Here is a 19,943-nt window from a genome sequence, read left to right as displayed (position 1 = left end):
AATTCGGGCGGATTGCGGATTAATGTGGATCTCCCCGGCCCAATTGGCCGAAGCCGATCCACCACAGAGCGGAGGACGCAGCGATGGCTGGCGCGATGCGCAAGATGGCGGTCTACCTCGGCCTCGTGGAGGACGACGGCTACGACCGACCGGGGTACGGCCCCGATGACGAGTTCGAACCCGAGCCGGAGCCGGAGCGGAATCGGCGTCAACCGACGCACGAACCACCCGCCAGGGAGCGCGCGGAGGAGCCGGCGCGGGTGATGCACCCACCGGCGCAGCGGGAGACGGAGCCGACACCCGCTCCCGTGCTGACGGACAGCAGACGGCCCGGGAGGATCGCTCCCGTGTCTTCCATCACACCAGAACGCCAGAACGTGGAGAAGAGCGCGCCGGTGATCATGCCCAAGGTCGTGTCCGAGCGGGAGCCGTACCGGATCACGACACTCCACCCCAGGACCTACAACGAGGCCCGTACCATCGGGGAACACTTCCGCGAGGGTACCCCGGTGATCATGAACCTGACCGAGATGGACGACACCGACGCGAAGCGACTTGTCGATTTTGCGGCTGGTCTCGTCTTCGGTCTGCATGGCAGCATCGAGCGGGTGACACAGAAGGTGTTCCTGCTGTCGCCTGCTAACGTCGATGTAACGGCGGAGGACAAGGCCCGTATCGCTGAGGGCGGGTTCTTCAACCAGAGCTGACAGCAGGCGCTTCGGAAGAGCAGAGTTGTGCCCCGGCCGACCGGCCGGGCATGGACCAGGGGAGAGGTACCAGCGGGATGGGCATCGTTCAACAAGTGCTGTTGATCGCCTTGTACTGCTTCCTGGCGCTGCTGCTCTTCCGCTTGGTGATGGACTGGGTGCAGATGTTCGCGCGCTCATGGCATCCCGGCAAGCCCATGATTGTCGCCCTGGAAGCCACCTACACTGTCACGGATCCGCCACTGAAGACGCTGCGGAAGGTCATCCCTCCGCTGCGCTTCGGGGGTGTGGCGCTTGATCTGTCCTTCTTCGTGTTGATGATCATCGTCTACATCCTGATCAACGTCGTGGCCAGCCTGTGAACCAGTACGGTCTTGCCGATATGCCGACGAACAATGCTGAGGTGAAGAGATGCCGCTGAGCCCCGAGGACGTGCGGAACAAGCAGTTCACAACCGTCCGTCTGCGAGAAGGCTACGACGAGGACGAGGTCGATGCCTTCCTCGACGAGGTCGAGGCGGAGCTGACCCGGCTGCTGCGCGAGAACGAGGATCTGCGCGCCAAGTTGGCCGCGGCCACGCGAGCCGCCGCACAGAACCAACAGAACATGCGGAAACCCGAGCCGCAGGAGCGGCCCGGCGGGCCGATGCCGGCCATATCGGGACCGCCACAGCCGCAGCAGCCCCAGCAGATGGGCGGTCCGCCGCAGTTGCCGGCCGGTCCCGGTGGCCCCGGGCCCATGGGCGGCCCAGGCCCGATGGGTGGCCCCGGTGGTCCGGGTCCGATGGGTGGTCCGGGCCCGATGGGCGGCCCCGGCGGCCCGGGTCAGCAGCAACACCCGGGCGCCCCGGTCCCCATGGGCGGCCCAGGGCCGATGGGTGGCCCCGGTGGTCCGGGCCCGATGGGCGGGCACGGTCCGATGGGCGGCCCCGGCGGCCCGGGACAGATGCCCCAGCCGAGCGGTGGCAACGAAAGCGCCGCGCGCGTGCTGTCGTTGGCCCAGCAGACCGCCGACCAGGCGATCGCGGAGGCCCGTTCCGAGGCCAACAAGATCGTCGGCGAGGCGCGTAGCCGGGCCGAGGGCCTGGAGCGGGACGCCCGCGCCAAGGCCGACGCGCTGGAGCGGGACGCGCAGGAGAAGCACCGCGTGGCGATGGGCTCGTTGGAGTCGGCCCGCGCGACGCTGGAGCGCAAGGTCGAGGACCTGCGCGGCTTCGAGCGCGAGTACCGCACCCGGCTGAAGTCGTATCTGGAGAGCCAGCTGCGCCAGTTGGAGAGCCAGTCGGACGATTCGCTCGCGCCGCCGCGCTCGCCCGCCGCTCCCGCGCCCTCCCTGCCGCCGTCCCCGCAGCCCTCGTTGGCCTCGGCGGGTGCGCCGACGGGCGGTCCCGGCAACGGCACCCTCGGCGGGCACCAGTCGCTCGGCGGGAACCAGATGGCGTCGCACGGCGGTGGACACGGTTCGCACGGCGGCCCCGGTGGCCCCGGCGGTCCCCCGTCCTACGGCGGTCAGCAGCAGATGTCCCCGGCGATGACCCAGCCGATGGCTCCGGTCAGGCCGCAGGGCCCGCAGCCGATGCAGCAGGCGCCGTCGCCGATGCGTGGCTTCCTGATCGACGAGGACGACAACTGACGGCGGAGCACGCCGGCGGTAGCAGCGGTAAAGGGGCGGGGCCCGGACTTTCCAGTCCGGGCCCCGCCCCTTTGTGGTCCTTCACGGTCCTTTGTGGTCCGCGCGGTCAGACCCGACGCAGCCGGAAGGTGGCGCCCAACGCCTCGTCGCCGAACGGGGCGAGGAACGTGTCGTCCCCCTGGCCCTCGGCGAAGTCGGGCGCCAGCACCTCGCTGCTGATCAGCGCCTGATGGTCGACCAGCGCCCGCGCCAGCTCCTGGTCCTCGGCCTGCCAGCGCACCGCGATCCGGTCGGCGACCTCAAGACCGCTGTTCTTGCGCGCCTCCTGGACGAGCCGGATCACATCCCGCGCCAGACCGGCCCGCCGCAGCTCGGGGGTGACCTCCAGATCAAGCGCCACCGTGGCGCCGGTGTCGGACGCCACCGACCAGCCCTCGCGCGGGGTCTCCGTGATGATCACCTCTTCCGGCGTCAACGCCACCGTCTCCCCGTTCACCTCCACGGTGGCAGAACCGGCGCGCAGGGCGGCGGAGAGCTTGGCGGCGTCGGCCTCGGCGATGGCCTTGGCGACCGGCTGGGTGCCCTTGCCGAACCGACGGCCCAGCGCACGGAAGTTGGCCTTGGCCGAGGTGTCGACGAGCGAACCGCCCATCTCGGCCAGGCCGCCGAGGGCGACCACGTTCAGCTCCTCGGCGATCTGCTCCCGCAGATCGTCGCCGAGCAGTTCGAAGCCCTGGGCCGCGACCAGCGCGCGGGACAGCGGCTGCCGGGTCTTCACGCCCGATTCGGCGCGGGTGGCCCGACCCAGCTCCACCAGCCTGCGCACCAGCAGCATGTCGCTGGAGAGGTCGGGGTCGACCAGCGAGAGGTCCGCCTCCGGCCAGGACGTCAGATGCACCGAATCGGCCGCCCCCGGGGTGACCGGGACCACCAGGTCCTGCCAGACGCGTTCGGTGATGAACGGGACCAGCGGGGCCATCAGCCGGGTGACCGTCTCCAGCACCTCGTGCAGGGTGCGCAGCGCCGCCGGGTCCGCCTGCCAGAAGCGGCGCCGGGAGCGGCGCACGTACCAGTTGGAGAGATCGTCGACAAAGGTGGAGATCAGCTTGCCCGTGCGCTGGGTGTCGAAGTTCTCCATGGCCTCGGTGACCATCTTGACCAGCGCGTTCAACTCGCTGAGCACCCAACGGTCCAGCAACGGCCGGTCCGCCGGCAGCGGATCGCCGGGGCTCGGCGACCAGCCTGCGGTGCGGGCGTAGAGGGCCTGGAAGGCGACCGTGTTCCAGTAGGTGAGCAGCGTCTTGCGCACCACCTCCTGGATGGTGCCGTGCCCCACCCGGCGCGCGGCCCACGGGGAGCCGCCGGCCGCCATGAACCAGCGCACCGCGTCCGCGCCGTGCCGTTCCATCAGCGGGATGGGCTCCAGGATGTTGCCCAGGTGCTTGGACATCTTCCGGCCGTCCTCGGCCAGGATCAGCCCCAGGCAGACCACCGACTCGTAGGGCGACCGGTCGAAGACCAGGGTGCCGACGGCCATCAGCGTGTAGAACCAGCCACGCGTCTGGTCGATGCCCTCGGAGATGTACTGCGCCGGGTAGTGCCGGTCGAACTGCTCGCGGTTGTGGTACGGATACCCCCACTGCGCGAACGGCATCGCGCCGGAGTCGTACCAGCCGTCGATCACCTCCGGCACCCGCCGCGCCGTCTGCCCGCAGCCCTCGTGCCGGCAGTCGAAGGTGATCGCGTCGACGAACGGCCGGTGCGGATCGAGCCCCGACTGGTCGGCGCCGGTCAGCTCGGTCAGCTCGGCGAGCGACCCCACGCAGGTGAGATGGCCGTCCGGGCAGGTCCAGATGGGCAGCGGGGTGCCCCAGTAGCGGTTGCGGGAGAGCGCCCAGTCCACGTTGTTGCTGAGCCAGTCGCCGTAGCGACCGTGCTTGACCGACTCCGGATACCAGTTGGTGCGCTCGTTCTCGCGCAGCAGCTGCTCCCTGATCCGGGTGGTGCGGATGTACCAGGACGGCTGTGCGTAGTAGAGCAGCGGGGTGTGGCAGCGCCAGCAGTGCGGATAGCTGTGCTCGTACGCCACGTGCGCGAAGAGCAGGCCGCGCGCCGCCAGATCGGCGGTCAGCGCCTCGTCGGCCTTCTTGAAGAACGCGCCGCCGACCAGGTCAAGACCCTCCTCGAAGGTCCCGTCGGAGCGGACCGGGTTGAGCACCGGAAGGCCGTAGCGGCGGCAGGTGCGCAGGTCGTCCTCGCCGAAGGCCGGGGACTGGTGCACCAGGCCCGTGCCGTCCTCGGTGGTGACATAGTCGGCCGTCACCACGTAGTGCGCCTCGGCGCCGCCGAAGTCCAGCAGCTCGAACGGGCGTTGGTAGGCCCAGCGCTCCATCTCGGCGCCGCTGAAGGACTCGCCGGTCGGCTCCCAGCCCTCGCCGAGCGCCTTGCCGACCAGCGCCTCGGCGACCACCAGCCGCTCCCGGCCGTCCGTCGCCACCACATAGGTCACCTCGGGGTGCGCGGCGACGGCCGTGTTGGAGACCAGCGTCCACGGCGTGGTGGTCCACACCAGCAGCGACGCCCCGCCGGCCAGCGGGCCCGAGGTGAGCGGGAGGCGGACGAAGACGGAGGGGTCGACGACCGTCTCGTAGCCCTGGGCCAGCTCGTGGTCCGAGAGGCCCGTCTCACAGCGCGGGCACCAGGGCGCCACCCGGTGGTCCTGGACCAGCAGCCCCTTCTCGAAGATCTGCTTGAGCGACCACCACACCGACTCGATGTACTGGGGGTCCATGGTGCGGTAGGCACCCGGCAGGTCCACCCAGTACCCCATGCGGGTGGTGAGCTCCTGGAAGACGTCGGTGTGGCGGGTCACCGACTCGCGGCAGCGGGCGTTGAACTCCGCGATGCCGTACGCCTCGATGTCCTGCTTGCCGGTGAAGCCCAGCTCCTTCTCCACGGCCAGCTCGACCGGCAGGCCGTGGCAGTCCCAGCCGGCCTTGCGGGTGACATGGAAGCCCCGCATCGTCCGGTAGCGGGGGAAGACGTCCTTGAAGACCCGGGCCTCGATGTGATGGGTGCCGGGTCGGCCGTTGGCGGTGGGCGGCCCCTCGTAGAACACCCACTCGGGGCGCCCCTCGGACTGCTCCAGGCTGCGGGCGAAGGTCTTGTCCCGCTCCCAGAGGTCGAGCACCTCGTGTTCGAGCGCTGGCAACTCCACCTGGGGTGGTACAGGGCGGTACTGCGTCATCGAGATCGTCCTCCGGCGGGACACACTGCGTTCTCCGTCCGGAGGGACGAGAGCGTCATCGCTCCCGCGGTACCACCCTCCTTGGCCGGACGATGGCTCGCCTCGACCCTCTCGTTGGCCGCGATGCCGGATCTACTCGCCCGGGTCCGGGCTTTCCGCCGGCGGCTCCGGGGTGATCTTCGCGCCGCGCTGACCCCCGGGCTCGCACCGTCCCCGGGTCGCTCCTGGCCGCTCGACGACGCTACTCGTCCCCATCCGCGCCTTTCGCTGTCGCCCAGTGTACGGGCCCCGAAGGAGCGCCGCCGACCCGGTTATCCGGAGGGCCGGGCGGGGCACAACGGTGATGCGGAACGGCGTGCCCCCGTCGCCGCACGCCGTGGTCGACTTATCGTTCCGGTCACGCTGTGCCAGCAAGATCACACTATGTGACGGGGATGCGTCCTGGACGCTGGGCCCCCGGCAGACAGGAGCCAAGAAGGTGGCAACCAAGAAGAGCAGTACGGAAGAGCCGGACGCCGGGACACAGCCGACGGGCACCATGGCCCCGGCGCCCCCCGGCGATCTCGCCGTCCGGGCGGGCGAGGACCCCTGGACCCCGGAGGAGGTGGCCGAGGCCCGCGCCGGCCTGACCGCCGAGGCGGACCGGCTCCGCGAGGAGATCAGCGCCGCCGAGGAGGCGCTGACCGGACTGATGCGGGACTCGGGCGACGGCGCCGGCGACGACCAGGCCGACACCGGCTCCAAGAACGCCACCCGCGAGCACGAGATGGCGCTGGCCACCAACAACCGCGAGATGCTCTACCAGACCGAACGTGCCCTCCGCCGCATCGAGGCCGGCACCTACGGCCTCTGCGAGAACTGCGGCAGCCCCATCGGCAAGGCCAGGATGCAGGTCTTCCCCCGTGCGACGCTCTGCGTCGACTGCAAGCAACGACAGGAGCGCCGTTTCTGACGGGTTTCCGACGCTCGCACGACCGTGTCGTACCCTCGTTCCGTGACCGAGGCGGAGCGAACCATCGAGACACCCGACGAGCCGGAGAAACTTTCCGACGAACCCGGAGGCGTTGTGCCGGACGACGGTGAGAAGCCCGCCGCTCCCCGGGGCAGGCGGCGGGTGGGGGTGCTGGCCGGCGTCGCCGTGGTCGCCTATCTACTCGATCTGGTCACCAAGATCTGGACCGTCGAGTATCTGGAGAACCCCAACCCCAACCGCACCGTCGAGGTCTTCGGGGAGTGGCTGCGGTTCGACGCGGTGCGCAACTCGGGCGCCGCCTTCGGGATCGGCGAGGCGTACACCGTCGTCTTCACCTGTGTCGCCGCCACCGTCATCGTGGTGATCATCCGGCTGGCCCGCAAGCTGTACAGCGCCCCCTGGGCGGTCGCCCTCGGCCTGCTGCTCGGCGGCGCGCTGGGCAACCTCACCGACCGGATGCTGCGTTCCCCGGGCGTCTTCGAGGGGCATGTGGTCGACTTCATCGCCCCCAAGCACTTCGCGGTGTTCAATCTGGCCGATTCCGCGGTCGTCTGTGGCGGCATTCTGATCGTCATCCTCTCCTTCCGGGGCCTGGACCCCGACGGCACCGTGCACCGGGACTGACCCCGTTTCGGGCATACTCGATCGGGTGAGCACCCTTCCCGAAACCCGAACCCTGCCCGTACCGGACGGACTGGAGGGGGAGCGGGTCGACGCGGCCCTCGCCAGAATGCTGGGTTTCTCCCGCACCAAGGCGGCCGAGCTGGCCGCCGCGGGGAAGGTCAGGCTGGACGGTGCCGAGGTCGGCAAGTCCGAGCGGGTGACCGGGGGTTCCTGGCTGGAGGTGGAGATGCCCGCGCCGCCGGCCCCGGTGCGCGTGGTCGCCGAGCCGGTCCCCGGCATGGCCATCGTCCACGACGACGAGGACATCGTCGTCGTCAGCAAGCCCGTCGGCGTGGCCGCTCACCCCAGTCCCGGCTGGAAGGGGCCCACCGTCATCGGCGGCCTGGCCGCCGCCGGCTTCCGCGTCGCCACCTCGGGAGCGGCCGAACGCCAGGGCATCGTGCACCGCCTCGACGTGGGCACCTCGGGGCTGATGGCGGTCGCCAAGTCCGAGCGCGCCTACAGCGATCTGAAGCGGCAGTTCAGGGAGCGGGTCGTGGACAAGCGCTACCACGCCGTCGCCCAGGGCCACCCCGACCCGCTCAGCGGCACCATCGACGCCCCCATCGGCCGGCATCCGACGGCCGACTACAAATGGGCCGTCGTCGCCGACGGCAAGCACGCCGTGACCCACTACGACCTGGTCGAGGCGTTCCGTTCGGCCAGCCTGCTGGACATCAAGCTGGAGACCGGCCGCACCCACCAGATCCGGGTGCACATGGCCGCCCACCGGCACCCCTGCGTCGGCGATCTCACCTATGGCGCCGACCCCACCATCGCCAAGCGCCTGGGCCTGACCCGGCAGTGGCTGCACGCGGTGCGCCTCGGCTTCGAGCACCCGGCGGACGGCGGCTGGGTGGAGTTCGTCAGCGACTATCCGGACGATCTGCGGCACGCCCTGGACACTTTGCGGGCCGAGAGCGCGTAGGAAGAGGCGTGGACCAGCTGACCCTGCTCCTCGCCCTTCTCCTCGGCGCCGTCGTGCTGGTGCCGCTGGCGGAGCGGTTGAGCGTGCCCCCGCCCGTGCTGATGACCGTCTTCGGTGGACTGCTGGCGGTGCTGCCGGTGGTCCCCCGGGTGCAGATCCCACCCGAGTACATCCTCCCGCTGGTGCTGCCGCCGGTGCTCTACGCGGCCGTGCAACGCACCTCCTGGCGGCAGTTCGCCGCCAACATCCGGCCCATCCTGCTGCTCGCGGTGGCCCTGGTCTTCGTCACCACGGCCGCGGTGGCGGTGGTCGCCCAGTCCGTGGTGCCCGGCATGCCGCTGGCGCCGGCCATCGCGCTGGGCGCGCTGGTGGCGCCGCCCGACCCGGTGGCCGCCACCGCGGTAGCCGGGAAACTGGGCCTGCCCCGACGGATGGTGTCGATCCTGGAGGGCGAGGGCCTTTTCAACGACGTCACCGCCATCACGCTCTACCACGTGGCCATCGCCGCCGCCGTGACCGGCTCCTTCTCCGCGCTCGGCGCCGGCGGCGAGCTGGTGCTCTCCGCCGTGGTCGCCATCCTGCTCGGCCTGGTCCTCGGCTGGGTGACCACCCGGGTGCTGGCGCTGCTCGGCGACGCCAGCCTGCGCACCGGGCTGACCCTGCTCGCGCCGTTCGCCGCCTACATCCTGGCGGAGGAGCTGCACGGCTCGGGCGTGCTCGCCGTCCTGGTCTCCGCGCTCTACCTGGGCGAACGGGCGGCCGACCCGGACGACGTCGCCGGCCGGCTCACCGGCCAGAGCTTCTGGGGCGTGATAGACCTCCTGGTCACCGGCGTCGCCTTCGGCCTGATCGGCCTGGAACTGAACGAGGTGCTGAGCGCCGCCACCGGCCGCTGGGGCGAACTGCTCCCGGCCGCCGGTCTGGTGCTGGTGTGCGTGGTCGTCGTCCGGCTGCTCTGGCTGCTGCCGGCGGCCTGGCTCGCCAAACGGCTGCACCACCGGGGCGATGTCGAGGACATCCCGCTCAGCTGGCGGGAGACCGTCATCATGTGGTGGTCGGGGATGCGCGGCCTGGCCTCCGTCGCGCTGGCGCTGGCCGTGCCGCTCACGGTGGACGACGGCGGGGCGTTCCCGGAACGCGAGGCCATCATCTTCATCGCCTTCGCCGTGGTCCTCGGCACCCTGCTGATCCAGGGCATCAGCCTGCCCTGGCTGGCCACCCGCCTCGGCGTGCGCGGGGACACCAGCGAGGAGGAGACCCTGGAGCACGATCTCGCGGTGCGCGCGGCGAAGGCCGCGAAGGCCCGACTGCGGGAGATCACCGCCGAACGGGACCTCCCCGAGGACGTCGCCGAGGCGCTGCTGCGCCGGGCCTACGACATCGGGCTGCGGATCTCCCCGAGGGTGGCCGAGGAGGACCGGCGCGAGCACGTCACCCAACGGGCCGAGCGGGTGCGGGAGATGCAACGCCTGCACGACGAACTGCTCTCCGCCGCCCGCAGGGCGGTGCTGAGCGCCCGCACCGAGCCGGGCACCGACCCCGAGGTCGTCGACCGCGTCCTCAACGGCCTGGATCGCCGCAGCCTCTAGCCTCCGGCGGTCAGCCGTTGTGGTTACAGCGGGTGGCCCACTCCTCGGGCAGTCACGTGGCCGGGGCGCGGTGGCCTGCGGCCGGCGCTTCTGGCCTTGGGCGGTCGGGGTGGTGTGCGTGCGGTGGGTGGCCCGCTCGTCGGGGAGTCACGTGGCCGGGGCGCGGTGGCCTGCGGCCGGCTGTGTGTGGTCGCCTGCGGCTGGGCTTCTGGCTTTTGGCGGTTGGCTGTTGTGGCTGCGGTGGGTGGCCCGCTCGTCGGGGAGTCTCGTGGCGGGGGCGCGGTGGCCTGCGGCTGGCTGTGGGGGGTGTTTTGGGATTGCCCCGATTCGGTGGGGCTGTCGGGGGCCTGTAGTCCGGCGGACGGCCTGGCGCGGTGGATGGTTCGGCTCGGCTGGTCCTCAAGTGGGCTTGGGCGGAGGGGGGGTGTCGGCTGTCGGCCGCTTGGTGGGGTGGGCGCTGTGGTCTCGCTGGCCGGCGCGGTCCTGGCTCTTGGACGGTTTCCCCGTCCGACGGCTGGGAGGTGACCCATGGGGGCACCCCGGCCTCGGCCGGGGGCCGGTTCGTTTGTGGGGTCGGTGCTTGTGGAAGCCGGCGTCGTGGCGTGCCGGGCAGTGGTGTTGCCGGGTGCCGGGGAGGGCTAAGGGGTGGTGGGGCGGGGGGCCGCCGGGGTGGTGGCGATGTGGGGGAGGGCGTAGGGGTGGTTGTCCCTGAGCCAGGCGATCAGTTCCTCGCGGACGGCGCAGCGCAACGTCCAGACGTCGCCCGCGTCGCGCGCGGACATCGCGGCGCGGACCTCGATCGTCGAGGCGGTGGTGTCCGTGATCACCAGGCTCCAGGTGCGGCCGTCCCAGTCCTTCCGGCCGAGCAGGAACCGCTGGAGGTGCTTGCGCAGTTCGGGGATGGGCGTGCTGTGGTCCAGCTGGAGGAAGACGGTGCCGGTGATCTCGGGGCCGCCGCGTGACCAGTTCTCGTAGGGGCGGCTGTTGAAGTAGGAGACCGGCATGGTCAGCCGGCGGTCGTCCCAGATGCGGATGGTGAGGAAGGCCAGCGAGATCTCCTCCACCGTGCCCCATTCGCCCTCGACGACGACCGTGTCGCCGATCTTGACGGAGTCGCCGAAGGCCACCTGCAACCCGGCGAACAGATTGCCCAGCATGGACTGCGCGGCGACACCGGCGATGATGCCGATGACGCCGGCCGAGGCCAGCATCGAGGTGCCCAGGGCCCGCAGGCTGGGGAAGACCAGCAGGATGGCCACCGCCGCCGCGACCACCGCCAGGATCGAGGTGACCACCCGGCGGAGCATCGCCAGCTGGGTGTGGAACTGGCGCACCCTCGCCTCGTCGTCGGTGCGGGCCGCGTAGCGGGAGAGGACGTTCTCGGCGAACGCGCCCGCCGCCCGGATGGCCAGCCAGGCCGCCGACGCGATGGTGACCGTGGCCAGCACGCTGTGCAGCACGTCGTTGCGGCGCAGCTCCAGATCGAACACGTCATAGGTGATCTGCATGGCCGCGGAGGCGAGCAGCACCTGGAGCGGCAGCTGGCAGCGGCGCAGCAGGCCCCAGATGCGGGTGTCGCTGTCCCTGGCGTCGGCCATCCGCAGCATGCGGTCGATCAGCCAGCCTATGAGCAGGGTGAGCGTGATGGTGCCGCTGATGACCAGCAGCGGTCGCAACACGTCATCCATGTCCTGTGTCAGCTCCTCGGGTCGGCAGGTGGCCAGGTCGTCGCCCGCAAGGCTAACTGGCAGGATGGGGCCCTTCCGTTCCATGTGTCTGTTCCATGAGTACCGCAGCCCCAGGAAGGCGACCTCAGACCGTGACCGATGTCATGCTCTTCCACTCCGCGTACGGCCTCAGGCCGGCCGTGCGTGAAGCGGCCCAGCGGCTGCGTGCCGCCGGCCATCAGGTGTGGACGCCCGATCTGTTCGACGGTCGAACGGCCGAGACGGTCGAGGCCGGGATGGAGATCAAGGAGGAGATCGGGCGGGACGAGCTGCTGCGGCGGGCCATCGCGGCCACCGCGCCGCATTCGGACGGTGGCCTGGTCTACGCCGGCTTCTCGATGGGCGGTTCGCTGGCGCAGACGGTGGCGCTCGGCGACGCCAAGGCGCGTGGGCTGTTGCTGCTGCACGGGACGGCCGATATCGCGGAGGACGCGGTCGCCGACGATCTGCCGGTGCAGCTGCATGTGGCGGACCCCGATCCGTTCGAGCCGCACGACTGGGTGAGCGCCTGGTATCTGCGGATGCGGCGCACCGGCGCCGATGTGGAGGTGTTCCGCTATCGCGGCGCGGGCCATCTCTACACCGACCCGGGGACGCCGGACTTCGACGCCGGGGCGGCGGACGCGACCTGGCGGACCGCGCTGGCGTTTCTGCGGGAGCTGGCCTGAGGCCCGGGCGCGGTCAGTCCTCCTTGACGCAGCCGCCGCTGCCGTCGGGGGCGCAGATCAGGGCGATGTCCGCCGGGTCCTGGCTGAGGTAGCGGCCGACGCACGCGTTGCGGGTGGTGAGGCCCAGCTCGGCGCATCGGCCGATCGCCTGGTGGCCGTCGGCGAAGGGGCCCGGTGAGTAGATCACCCAGTACCCCGGGTTGAGCGAGGCGTAGTCGTCGCTGCGCAGCACCTGCGCCTCGGGCGCGTCGGCGCGGACGGCGGCGAGCCGTTGGTCGCGGGTGGCGGTGCCGGTGCTGACCGGTTCGGAGAACAGCTGGGTCACCCAGCGGCCCGTCGGCCGGGTGGGCTCGGGGTCCGGGTCGGGGGCGGGATCCTCGGACGGTTCCGGCTCGGGATCGGGCTCCGGGTCCTGCTCCTGCTCGGACGGTTCCGGGTCGGGATCCGGCTCGGGTTCGGGGTCGGTCTCGGACTCGATGGGGGAGGGCGGCGGCTCGGGGGTCTCCGGTTCGGGCTCGGGCTCGTCCTTGTCCGGCTCGGCCGGCGGCGCGGTCGGGGTGCCGCCATCGGCTCGGGGCGAGGGATCGTCGTCGGGCAGCAGCAGCCAGGTGGTCAGGAGGGCGATCACCAGCGCGGCGGCGATCAGCGCCACGATCAGCGGGCCGCGCCTGCGGGCGGCGGCGGGCCGCTGGTCGGCCGTGGTCGCTGGGGCCTGCGGGGTGGCGGCGGGCGTCGGCGTCGGCGGCGACGGTGGTGGGGTGGCGGGCGGGGGTGGTGACCAGGGGATGTCGGGCTGGGTGGCGGGAGCCGCGGGTGTGGGGGTGGGGGCAGGGGCCATCGGGGCGCCGGCGAGGCGGGCGGCCTCCAGCAGCATCGCGTCCAGCGTGGCGGCGTCGGGGCGGGCCGCCGGGTCCCGGTCGAGCAGCGCGCGGAGCACCCCGGCGAGCGGGCCCGAGCGGACCGGCGGGGGTATCGGGTCCTCCAGCACGGCGGTCAGCGTGGTGAGGGTGTCCGCGCGGCGCAGCGGGCTGTGGCCCTCGGTCAGCACATAGAGCGTGATGCCCAGCGACCAGAAGTCGGCCGACGGGTGGTCGGGCGCGCTCCTGACGCGTTCGGGCGCCAGGAACTCGGGGGAGCCGATCACCCCGCCGGTCGCGGTGAGCGATGTGGTGTCGGCGACGGCGGCGATGCCGAAGTCGGTCAGGACGGCCGAATCGTCCTCGCGCAGCAGCACGTTGGCGGGTTTGACGTCCCGGTGGTGGATGCCGGCGGCGTGTGCGGCGCGGAGCGCGGCCAGGATGTCGCGCCCCCAGCGGACGGCGTCGGCCACCGGCACCGGGCCGCGTCGGGCGCGGGCGTGCAGGGTCTGGCCGGGGAGCATCTCCATCACCAGCCAGGGGTGCGGCGCCACGTCCACGATGTGGTAGATCCTGACCACCTGGGGGTGGTTGAGCCGGGCCAGGGCGCGTGCCTCGCGCAGCACCCGCTCCCTGAGCACCTCGGGCGGCGGAACGTGTTCGGCGCCCTCGGGCGGGCGGACCTCCTTGAGCGCGACCTCGCGGTGCAGCGCCAGATCCCTCGCGCACCAGACGGTGCCCATCCCGCCGCGGCCGAGCCGCCGCAGCAGCTCGAAGCGACCGTCCACGATCTGTCCGCGTTCCGCCCCTGCCATGGGGCCCAAGGGTATGGCACGCCAACGGGCGGGCGACCAGGGGTGGTTCGCCCGCCCGTCGGCGGTGCCGGGGTTCGTCCGGTGGCCGCGCCTCGGCTACTCGGTCTCCTCCTCGGTGTCCGCCCCCTCCTCGGCGTCGGCGTCCGCGTCCGCGTCGGCCTCCGCGTCGGGCTCGCCCTCGACCAGCGTGGTGGCCAGCATCGCGTCCCATGCCTCGGGGGTGCGGGGCGCCTCCACGACGGTGCCGTTGACCTTGATGGTCGGGGTGCCCTCCACCTCGGGGTCGGCCTGGAACTTGTCCGACATCTGCAGGGCCCAGGCGGCGAAGGTGCTGTCGTTGACGGCCGCCTCGAAGTCGGCGTTGCCCTTCAGGTCCGGCACGTTCTGCGCCAGCTCGATCAGCCGGGCGTCGTCGCCGAACTCGTCGGTCTGCTCGCTCGGGTGGTTCTCCGCCATGTACAGCTGCTGGTGGAGGCCCTGGAACGCCTCGGGGCTCACATCGAGCGCGGCGCCCAGCGCGGCGACCGCGTTGCGGGAGCCGCTGCCGCCGAGGCGGTCGTCCAGGAAGGTGCCGAAGACGAACTCGACGTTGTAGAGACCCTCCTCGATGTCCTCGTGGATGGTCTCGCCCACGCCCTGCTCGAAGTTGGCGCAGGACGGGCAGCGGGGGTCCTCGTAGAGGGTGATGGTGTTGACCGCGTCCGGGTCGCCGATCAGCACGGTGAGGCCGTCCTCGCCGCTGGCGTTGGCGGGCGCGTCGGTCGGGTACTCGACCTTGCCCTCCTCGGCCTCGCCCGACCCGTCGTCGTCCAGCTGGCTGCGGACCGCGCCCCAGTCGGTGGTGTCCTCGCCGCTGCTGCTGTCCATGTTGGCGACGGCCACGCCTATGCCGGCGGCTATCGCGAGAATGGCCACCACCGATCCGGCGACGGTCAGTTGCCGACGGACCTTGTCCTTCTTCTTCTGCTTCTGGCGCTCGGCGAGGAGCCGCTCACGCGCGGCGCGCTTGGCCTCTTGGGAGTTGCGCTTGCTCATGGGGTGTTGGTCTCCGTGTCTGGGTGGGGGCCTGGGGCGGCCGTCCCACGGGGATGGTGCCGAAACGATCGGGCGGGGCCGGTCCGCTCAGGACAGGCCGGGGGCCGGGATCGGCGGCCCGCGACGGAGCACCGAGTGGGTCAGCGGCGGGCTGGTCGGCCGGGCCGGCTGACGGCGGACGGCCGCGGGGGCCGCCGGCTCGTCCACGGTCACCCGGTGCGCGGCGACGGCGATCAGCAGCGGGCGGAAGGTCGCGGCGCCGGCCGCGCGCAGCAGCCTGGCGACCGCGCGCTCCCCGCCGCGCAGCCAGCCGGCGGCGATCAGGCCGACGGCGATATGCGCGGCCAGCAGCAGCCACGGTCCTGCGGCGTGGCCGGCCGGCTCGGCCAGCGGTTCCTGGCCGGCGACCAGCCGGGCCAGCGGGGTGCCGAAGTCGCCCCCTGCGCAGATCAGATCGACGCCGAAGAGCCGCAGCGGACCGACGGGGGCTCCCGATCCCGGCCCGTAACAGGCGTTCTGGCCGACGGTGAAGACGGCGTCGGCCGCCAGTTGCAGCGGGATCAGCAGGGCGGCGATGGCGGCGAAGCCACGTTCCCGTTCGCCGGCGAGGGTCCAGGCGAGGACGAACACGCCCAGCGTGACCATGATCACGGCCGGGACCGGCAGAGGTTGGCCGGAGAGCAGCACATGGGCGCCGGCGGAGAGCGTGACACAGAGCGCGGCGAAGACCGCCGCGCGCAGCACACGTATACCGGAAGTGGAGTCACCCATCGAGCCGAGTGTGCCACGAGCGACCGGGGAGAGGGTACGGGCCGGTACGAACCCGGAACGTGGGGATGTGGTGGCCGTCGGTGTCCGGCGGCGTCGTCGGTGGGTTCCGCCGTGGGTTCCGCGGTGGTTTTCAGTCGGTTCGGAGCCGGATCCGGGGACCGTGGCTGACCTCGGGAGTTACCCGATGCACCTAGTGTGACCTGCGGAAACACCCGGGCGGTTGGAGCGGGGGAGGGCGGGGGCAAGCCGTGGGACCAGAGGTAGGGTCGGTGTCCTGGCGGGCGCCCTCTCGTGGCGCGGTCCGCCCCTTCGACCCTGCCCCTGCTGCGGAAGGCCCGTGGAGTGACCCAGCCCTTCACCCACCTGCACGTTCACACCCAGTACTCGCTGCTGGACGGTGCGGCGCGGCTCAAGGACATGTTCCGGGCCTGCCAGGAGATGGGCATGTCGCATATCGCCGTGACCGACCACGGCAACCTGCATGGCGCGTACGACTTCTTCCAGCAGGCCAGGGCCGCCGACATCACGCCGATCATCGGCATCGAGGCCTATGTGGCGCCGGAGTCGCGGCGACACAAGCGGCGGGTGCAGTGGGGCCAGCCGCACCAGAAACGGGACGATGTCTCCGGCTCCGGCGGTTACACCCACAAGACCATCTGGGCGGCCAACGCCACCGGTCTGCACAACCTCTTCCGGCTCTCCTCGGACGCCTACACCGAGGGCTACTTCGTGAAATGGCCCCGGATGGACCGGGAGACGATCTCGCAGTACTCGGAGGGCCTGATCGCCTCCACCGGCTGCCCCTCGGGCGAGGTGCAGACCAGGCTGCGGCTGGGGCAGTACGAGGAGGCGCGCAGGGCGGCGGGCGAGTGCCAGGAGATCTTCGGCAAGGGGCGGTACTTCCTGGAGCTGATGGACCACGGCCTGTCGATCGAGAGCCGGGTGCGCGAGGACCTGCTGCGGATCGGCAAGGAGGTGGGCATCCCGCCGCTGGTCACCAACGACTCGCACTACACCTACGCCCATGAGTCGGACGCGCATGACGCGCTGCTCTGCGTCCAGACCGGCAAGAACCTCTCCGATCCCGACCGGTTCCGTTTCGACGGGTCCGGTTACTACCTGAAGTCGCCCGCCGAGATGTATGCGATCGACTCCTCGGACGCCTGGCAGGAGGGCTGCGCCAACACCCGGCTGGTCGCCGAACAGGTCGACATCACCGGCTGGTTCGAGTCCCGGGACCTGATGCCCAAGTTCGATGTGCCCGAGGGCTACACCGAGGTGACCTGGTTCCAGGAGGAGGTCAAGCGCGGCATGGCCCGCCGCTACCCGGGCGGGGTGCCGGAGGACCGGGAGCGGCAGGCCGAGTACGAGATGGGCGTCATCATCCAGATGGGGTTCCCCGGCTACTTCCTGGTGGTCGCCGACTTCATCATGTGGGCCAAGGAGCAGGGCATCGCCGTGGGCCCCGGACGGGGCTCGGCGGCCGGCTCGCTGGTCTCCTACGCCATGGGCATCACCGACCTCGACCCGCTGGAACACGGCCTGATCTTCGAGCGGTTCCTCAACCCCGAGCGCGTCTCGATGCCCGATGTCGACATCGACTTCGACGAGCGTCGGCGCGGTGAGGTGATCCGCTATGTCACCGAGAAGTACGGGGCCGACAAGGTCTCGATGATCGGCACCTACGGCACGATCAAGGCGAAGGCCGCCATCAAGGACGCCTCCCGGGTGCTGGGCTATCCGTACGCGATGGGCGACCGGATCACCAAGGCGATGCCGGCCGACGTGCTGGGCAAGGGCATCCCGCTCTCCGGCATCACCGACAAGGACCACCCCCGCTACAGCGAGGCGGGCGAGGTCAGGTCGATGTACGAGAACGAGGCGGACGTCAAGAAGGTCATCGACACCGCCAAGGGCCTTGAGGGCCTGGTCCGGCAGATGGGCATGCACGCCGCCGGCGTGATCATGTCCAGCGAACGGCTGGTCGACCATGTCCCGCTGTTCGCGCCGAAGAACGACGGTGTGGTCGTCACCCAGTGGGACTATCCGACCTGTGAGTCGCTGGGCCTGCTGAAGATGGACTTCCTGGGCCTGCGCAACCTGACGATCATGGATGACGCGGTCAAGCTCATCAAGCAGAACAAGGGCGTCGAGATCAAGCTGCTCGACCTCACGCTGGACGACCCCAAGACCTTCGAACTCCTGGGCAGGGGCGACACCCTGGGCGTCTTCCAGTTCGACGGCGGTCCGATGCGTTCGCTGCTGCGGATGATGAAGCCGACCGACTTCGAGGACATCTCCGCCGTCGGTGCCCTGTACCGCCCGGGGCCGATGGGCATGAACTCGCATATCAACTACGCGCTGCGGAAGAACGGCCAGCAGGAGATCACCCCGATCCACAAGGAGCTGGAGGAGCCGCTGCGCGAGGTGCTGGACGTCACCTACGGCCTGATCGTCTACCAGGAGCAGGTGCAGAAGGCCGCGCAGGTGCTCGCCGGCTACTCGCTCGGACAGGCGGACCTGCTCCGCCGGGCCATGGGCAAGAAGAAGAAGGAGATCCTGGACAAGGAGTTCGTCCCCTTCCAGAGCGGCATGCGGGAGAACGGGTACTCCGACGAGGCGATCCAGTCCGTGTGGGACGTGCTGGTGCCGTTCTCCGGCTACGCGTTCAACAAGGCGCACTCCTCGGCGTACGGCCTGGTCACCTACTGGACGGCCTATCTCAAGGCCAACTATCCGGCCGAGTACATGGCCGCCGTGCTCACCTCGGTGCGGGACGACAAGGACAAGTCCGCGGTCTATCTCAACGAGTGCCGCCGGATGGGCATCCGGGTGCTGCCGCCGGATGTCAATGAGTCCGAGGCGCACTTCACCCCTCGGGGTGACGATGTGATCGTCTTCGGCCTCACCGCCGTGCGCAACGTCGGGCAGAACGTGGTGGATTCTGTGGTGGCCACCCGGAAGTCCAAGGGAAAGTACAGCTCTTTTCCGGACTTCCTGGACAAGGTGGAAGCCGTGGTCTGCAACAAGCGGACGGTGGAGTCCCTGATCAAGGCGGGCGCCTTCGACGCGCTGCAGCACACCCGCAAGGGGCTCACCCAGCACTTCGAGTCGATGATCGACAATGTGGTGCAGGTCAAGCGCAAGGAGGCCGAGGGCCAGTTCGACCTCTTCGGCGGCATGGGCGAAGCCGAGGAGGAGCGGGACGGTCCCGGGTTCGGCATGGATGTGGTCTTCTCCGAGGAGGAATGGGAGAAGACCTATCTGCTGGCCCAGGAACGGGAAATGCTCGGTCTTTATGTCTCCGATCATCCGTTGTTCGGTATCGAGCATGTGCTGGACGAGAAAGCCGATGCGGCCATCTCCGCGCTGACCGGCGGGGATTACTCGGACGGCTCGATCGTGACCATCGGCGGCATCATCTCGGGGCTGCAGCGGAAGATGACCAAGCAGGGGAACGCCTGGGCCATCGCCACCGTCGAGGATCTGGCCGGATCCATCGACTGCATGTTCTTCCCCGCCTCCTACCAGCTGGTCTCCACCCAGCTCGTCGAGGACGCCGTGGTGTTCGTCAAGGGCCGGCTCGACAAGCGCGAGGACGTGCCGAGGCTGGTCGCGATGGAGCTGATGGTGCCGGATCTGAGCGAGGCGTCGGCCAACGCCCCGGTCACCATCACCATCCCCACCGTCAAGGTCACCCCGCCGCTGGTGGAGCGGCTGGGCGAGGTGCTGGGCCAGCACCGGGGCGCCACCGAGGTGCGGGTCAGGCTCCAGGGCAGCCGCACCACCACGGTGCTCCGCCTCGACCGGCACCGGGTGCAGGCGGATCCCGCGCTCTTCGGCGATCTGAAGGCGCTGCTCGGGCCCTCCTGCCTGGCCGGCTGAGGTACCGTCCGCCTGTTGGGCGGAAGATGGCGGCGGCTTTACCGATACGGGAACATTCGAGGTCTACCTTCGAAAGCGGAGAGAGAAAACCACGGAATCCGGTGACGGGATTCCGTGGGAACTCTTGGGAGAACCGTGGAAAAGGTGGGGCCCTGTGGAATCCCAGATGATCGAGAAAGCCGTGTTCCTGTTGCGGGAGGTGCACACGTCGGGGGAGGAGACGGTGCACGCCCTGGAGCGGTACTTCCCGGGATCGGCCTACGAGGACCGGCTGCGCTGCACGCACGAGGCCGGTGACATCGTGCACCGGGGCAGGCCGCCGGTGGAACGGGTGCCGTCCGAGGTGGCCGACGCCCGTTACTTCGCGGCGGCGCACGAACGACACGCCTTCGGCGACTGAACCCCCGCGCGAGCGCGCTGTCCGGAACGCGCCGGTGGGCCCCGCC

Annotated in this window: 15 protein-coding genes; 10 read left to right on the top strand and 5 right to left on the bottom strand. The window is 70.6% G+C overall.

All coding sequences use genetic code 11. From position 1 onward, the window contains the following. Positions 1-83 precede the first annotated feature (83 nt). The 3 genes from AOM46_RS15485 (at position 84) to AOM46_RS15475 (ending at position 2,339) form a co-directional block, all read left to right on the top strand. The gene (locus AOM46_RS15485) at positions 84-707 is read left to right on the top strand and encodes a cell division protein SepF (RefSeq protein ID WP_062211550.1); all 624 of its coding nucleotides are present in this window, start codon (positions 84-86) and stop codon (positions 705-707) included. A gap of 77 nt (positions 708-784) precedes the next feature. After that, the gene (locus AOM46_RS15480) at positions 785-1,069 is read left to right on the top strand and encodes a YggT family protein (protein ID WP_062211545.1); all 285 of its coding nucleotides are present in this window, start codon (positions 785-787) and stop codon (positions 1,067-1,069) included. 49 nt (positions 1,070-1,118) lie between these two features. Continuing rightward, positions 1,119-2,339 (top strand): DivIVA domain-containing protein, encoded by a 1,221-nt coding sequence (locus AOM46_RS15475; protein ID WP_062211543.1) that lies wholly within the window; start codon positions 1,119-1,121, stop codon positions 2,337-2,339. Positions 2,340-2,445: 106 nt separating this feature from the next. Here AOM46_RS15475 and ileS read toward each other — a convergent pair whose 3' ends face one another. Then, positions 2,446-5,586: an isoleucine--tRNA ligase gene (gene ileS / locus AOM46_RS15470; protein ID WP_062211540.1), complete on the bottom strand. Its 3,141-nt coding sequence runs from the start codon at positions 5,584-5,586 to the stop codon at positions 2,446-2,448. 277 nt (positions 5,587-5,863) lie between these two features. Here ileS and AOM46_RS36075 point away from each other — a divergent pair, with 277 nt between their 5' ends. The 4 genes from AOM46_RS36075 to AOM46_RS15450 are packed head-to-tail and all read left to right on the top strand — an operon-like array spanning position 5,864 to position 9,739. Then, positions 5,864-6,538 carry a TraR/DksA family transcriptional regulator gene (locus tag AOM46_RS36075; protein ID WP_370592720.1) on the top strand — a complete coding sequence of 225 codons (675 nt, stop codon included), beginning with the start codon at positions 5,864-5,866 and terminating at the stop codon, positions 6,536-6,538. A 42-nt stretch (positions 6,539-6,580) separates the two neighbouring features. Then, the gene (gene lspA, locus AOM46_RS15460; protein ID WP_062211534.1) at positions 6,581-7,183 is read left to right on the top strand and encodes a signal peptidase II; all 603 of its coding nucleotides are present in this window, start codon (positions 6,581-6,583) and stop codon (positions 7,181-7,183) included. Positions 7,184-7,208: 25 nt separating this feature from the next. Continuing rightward, on the top strand, positions 7,209-8,150 hold the full coding sequence (locus tag AOM46_RS15455) for an RluA family pseudouridine synthase (protein WP_062211531.1): 942 nt from the start codon (positions 7,209-7,211) through the stop codon (positions 8,148-8,150). An 8-nt stretch (positions 8,151-8,158) separates the two neighbouring features. Continuing rightward, positions 8,159-9,739, top strand: a complete 1,581-nt coding sequence (locus tag AOM46_RS15450; RefSeq protein ID WP_062211529.1) for a Na+/H+ antiporter — start codon at positions 8,159-8,161, stop codon at positions 9,737-9,739. Between the two features lie 638 nt (positions 9,740-10,377). Here AOM46_RS15450 and AOM46_RS15445 read toward each other — a convergent pair. Continuing rightward, positions 10,378-11,511, bottom strand: coding sequence for a mechanosensitive ion channel family protein (locus tag AOM46_RS15445; RefSeq protein ID WP_234313793.1), 1,134 nt, complete (start codon positions 11,509-11,511; stop codon positions 10,378-10,380). Between the two features lie 11 nt (positions 11,512-11,522). Between AOM46_RS15445 and AOM46_RS15440 the strand changes: the two genes are divergently transcribed. Further along, entirely contained in the window at positions 11,523-12,134 is a 612-nt protein-coding gene (locus AOM46_RS15440; RefSeq protein ID WP_062211525.1) for a dienelactone hydrolase family protein, read from the top strand. A 13-nt stretch (positions 12,135-12,147) separates the two neighbouring features. On the opposite strand, the gene AOM46_RS15435 is transcribed toward AOM46_RS15440, so the two are convergent. The 3 genes from AOM46_RS15435 to AOM46_RS15425 all read right to left on the bottom strand — a co-directional run bounded on the left by AOM46_RS15435 (position 12,148) and on the right by AOM46_RS15425 (position 15,612). After that, positions 12,148-13,806: a serine/threonine-protein kinase gene (locus AOM46_RS15435; protein WP_062211524.1), complete on the bottom strand. Its 1,659-nt coding sequence runs from the start codon at positions 13,804-13,806 to the stop codon at positions 12,148-12,150. Positions 13,807-13,902: 96 nt separating this feature from the next. Continuing rightward, entirely contained in the window at positions 13,903-14,841 is a 939-nt protein-coding gene (locus AOM46_RS15430) for a thioredoxin domain-containing protein (RefSeq protein WP_067226244.1), read from the bottom strand. 87 nt (positions 14,842-14,928) lie between these two features. Further along, entirely contained in the window at positions 14,929-15,612 is a 684-nt protein-coding gene (locus AOM46_RS15425; protein WP_199823977.1) for a hypothetical protein, read from the bottom strand. A 342-nt stretch (positions 15,613-15,954) separates the two neighbouring features. On the opposite strand from AOM46_RS15425, the gene dnaE reads away from it, so the two are divergent. Both dnaE and AOM46_RS15415 read left to right on the top strand, forming a co-directional pair. After that, a complete protein-coding gene (gene dnaE, locus AOM46_RS15420) occupies positions 15,955-19,497 on the top strand; it encodes a DNA polymerase III subunit alpha (protein WP_062211521.1) in 3,543 nt (1,180 codons plus the stop codon). A gap of 166 nt (positions 19,498-19,663) precedes the next feature. Continuing rightward, complete coding sequence (locus AOM46_RS15415; RefSeq protein WP_062211518.1) at positions 19,664-19,897, top strand: hypothetical protein; 234 nt, start codon at positions 19,664-19,666, stop codon at positions 19,895-19,897. The last annotated feature ends 46 nt before the right edge of the window (positions 19,898-19,943 follow it).

The organism is Streptomyces sp. NBRC 109706 (assembly GCF_000974485.1).
In the GTDB taxonomy this organism is placed as follows: Bacteria; Actinomycetota; Actinomycetes; order Streptomycetales; family Streptomycetaceae; genus Streptomyces.
Note: the sequence above shows the minus strand (reverse complement) of the source record. Positions and strands in the feature narration are given on the sequence as shown.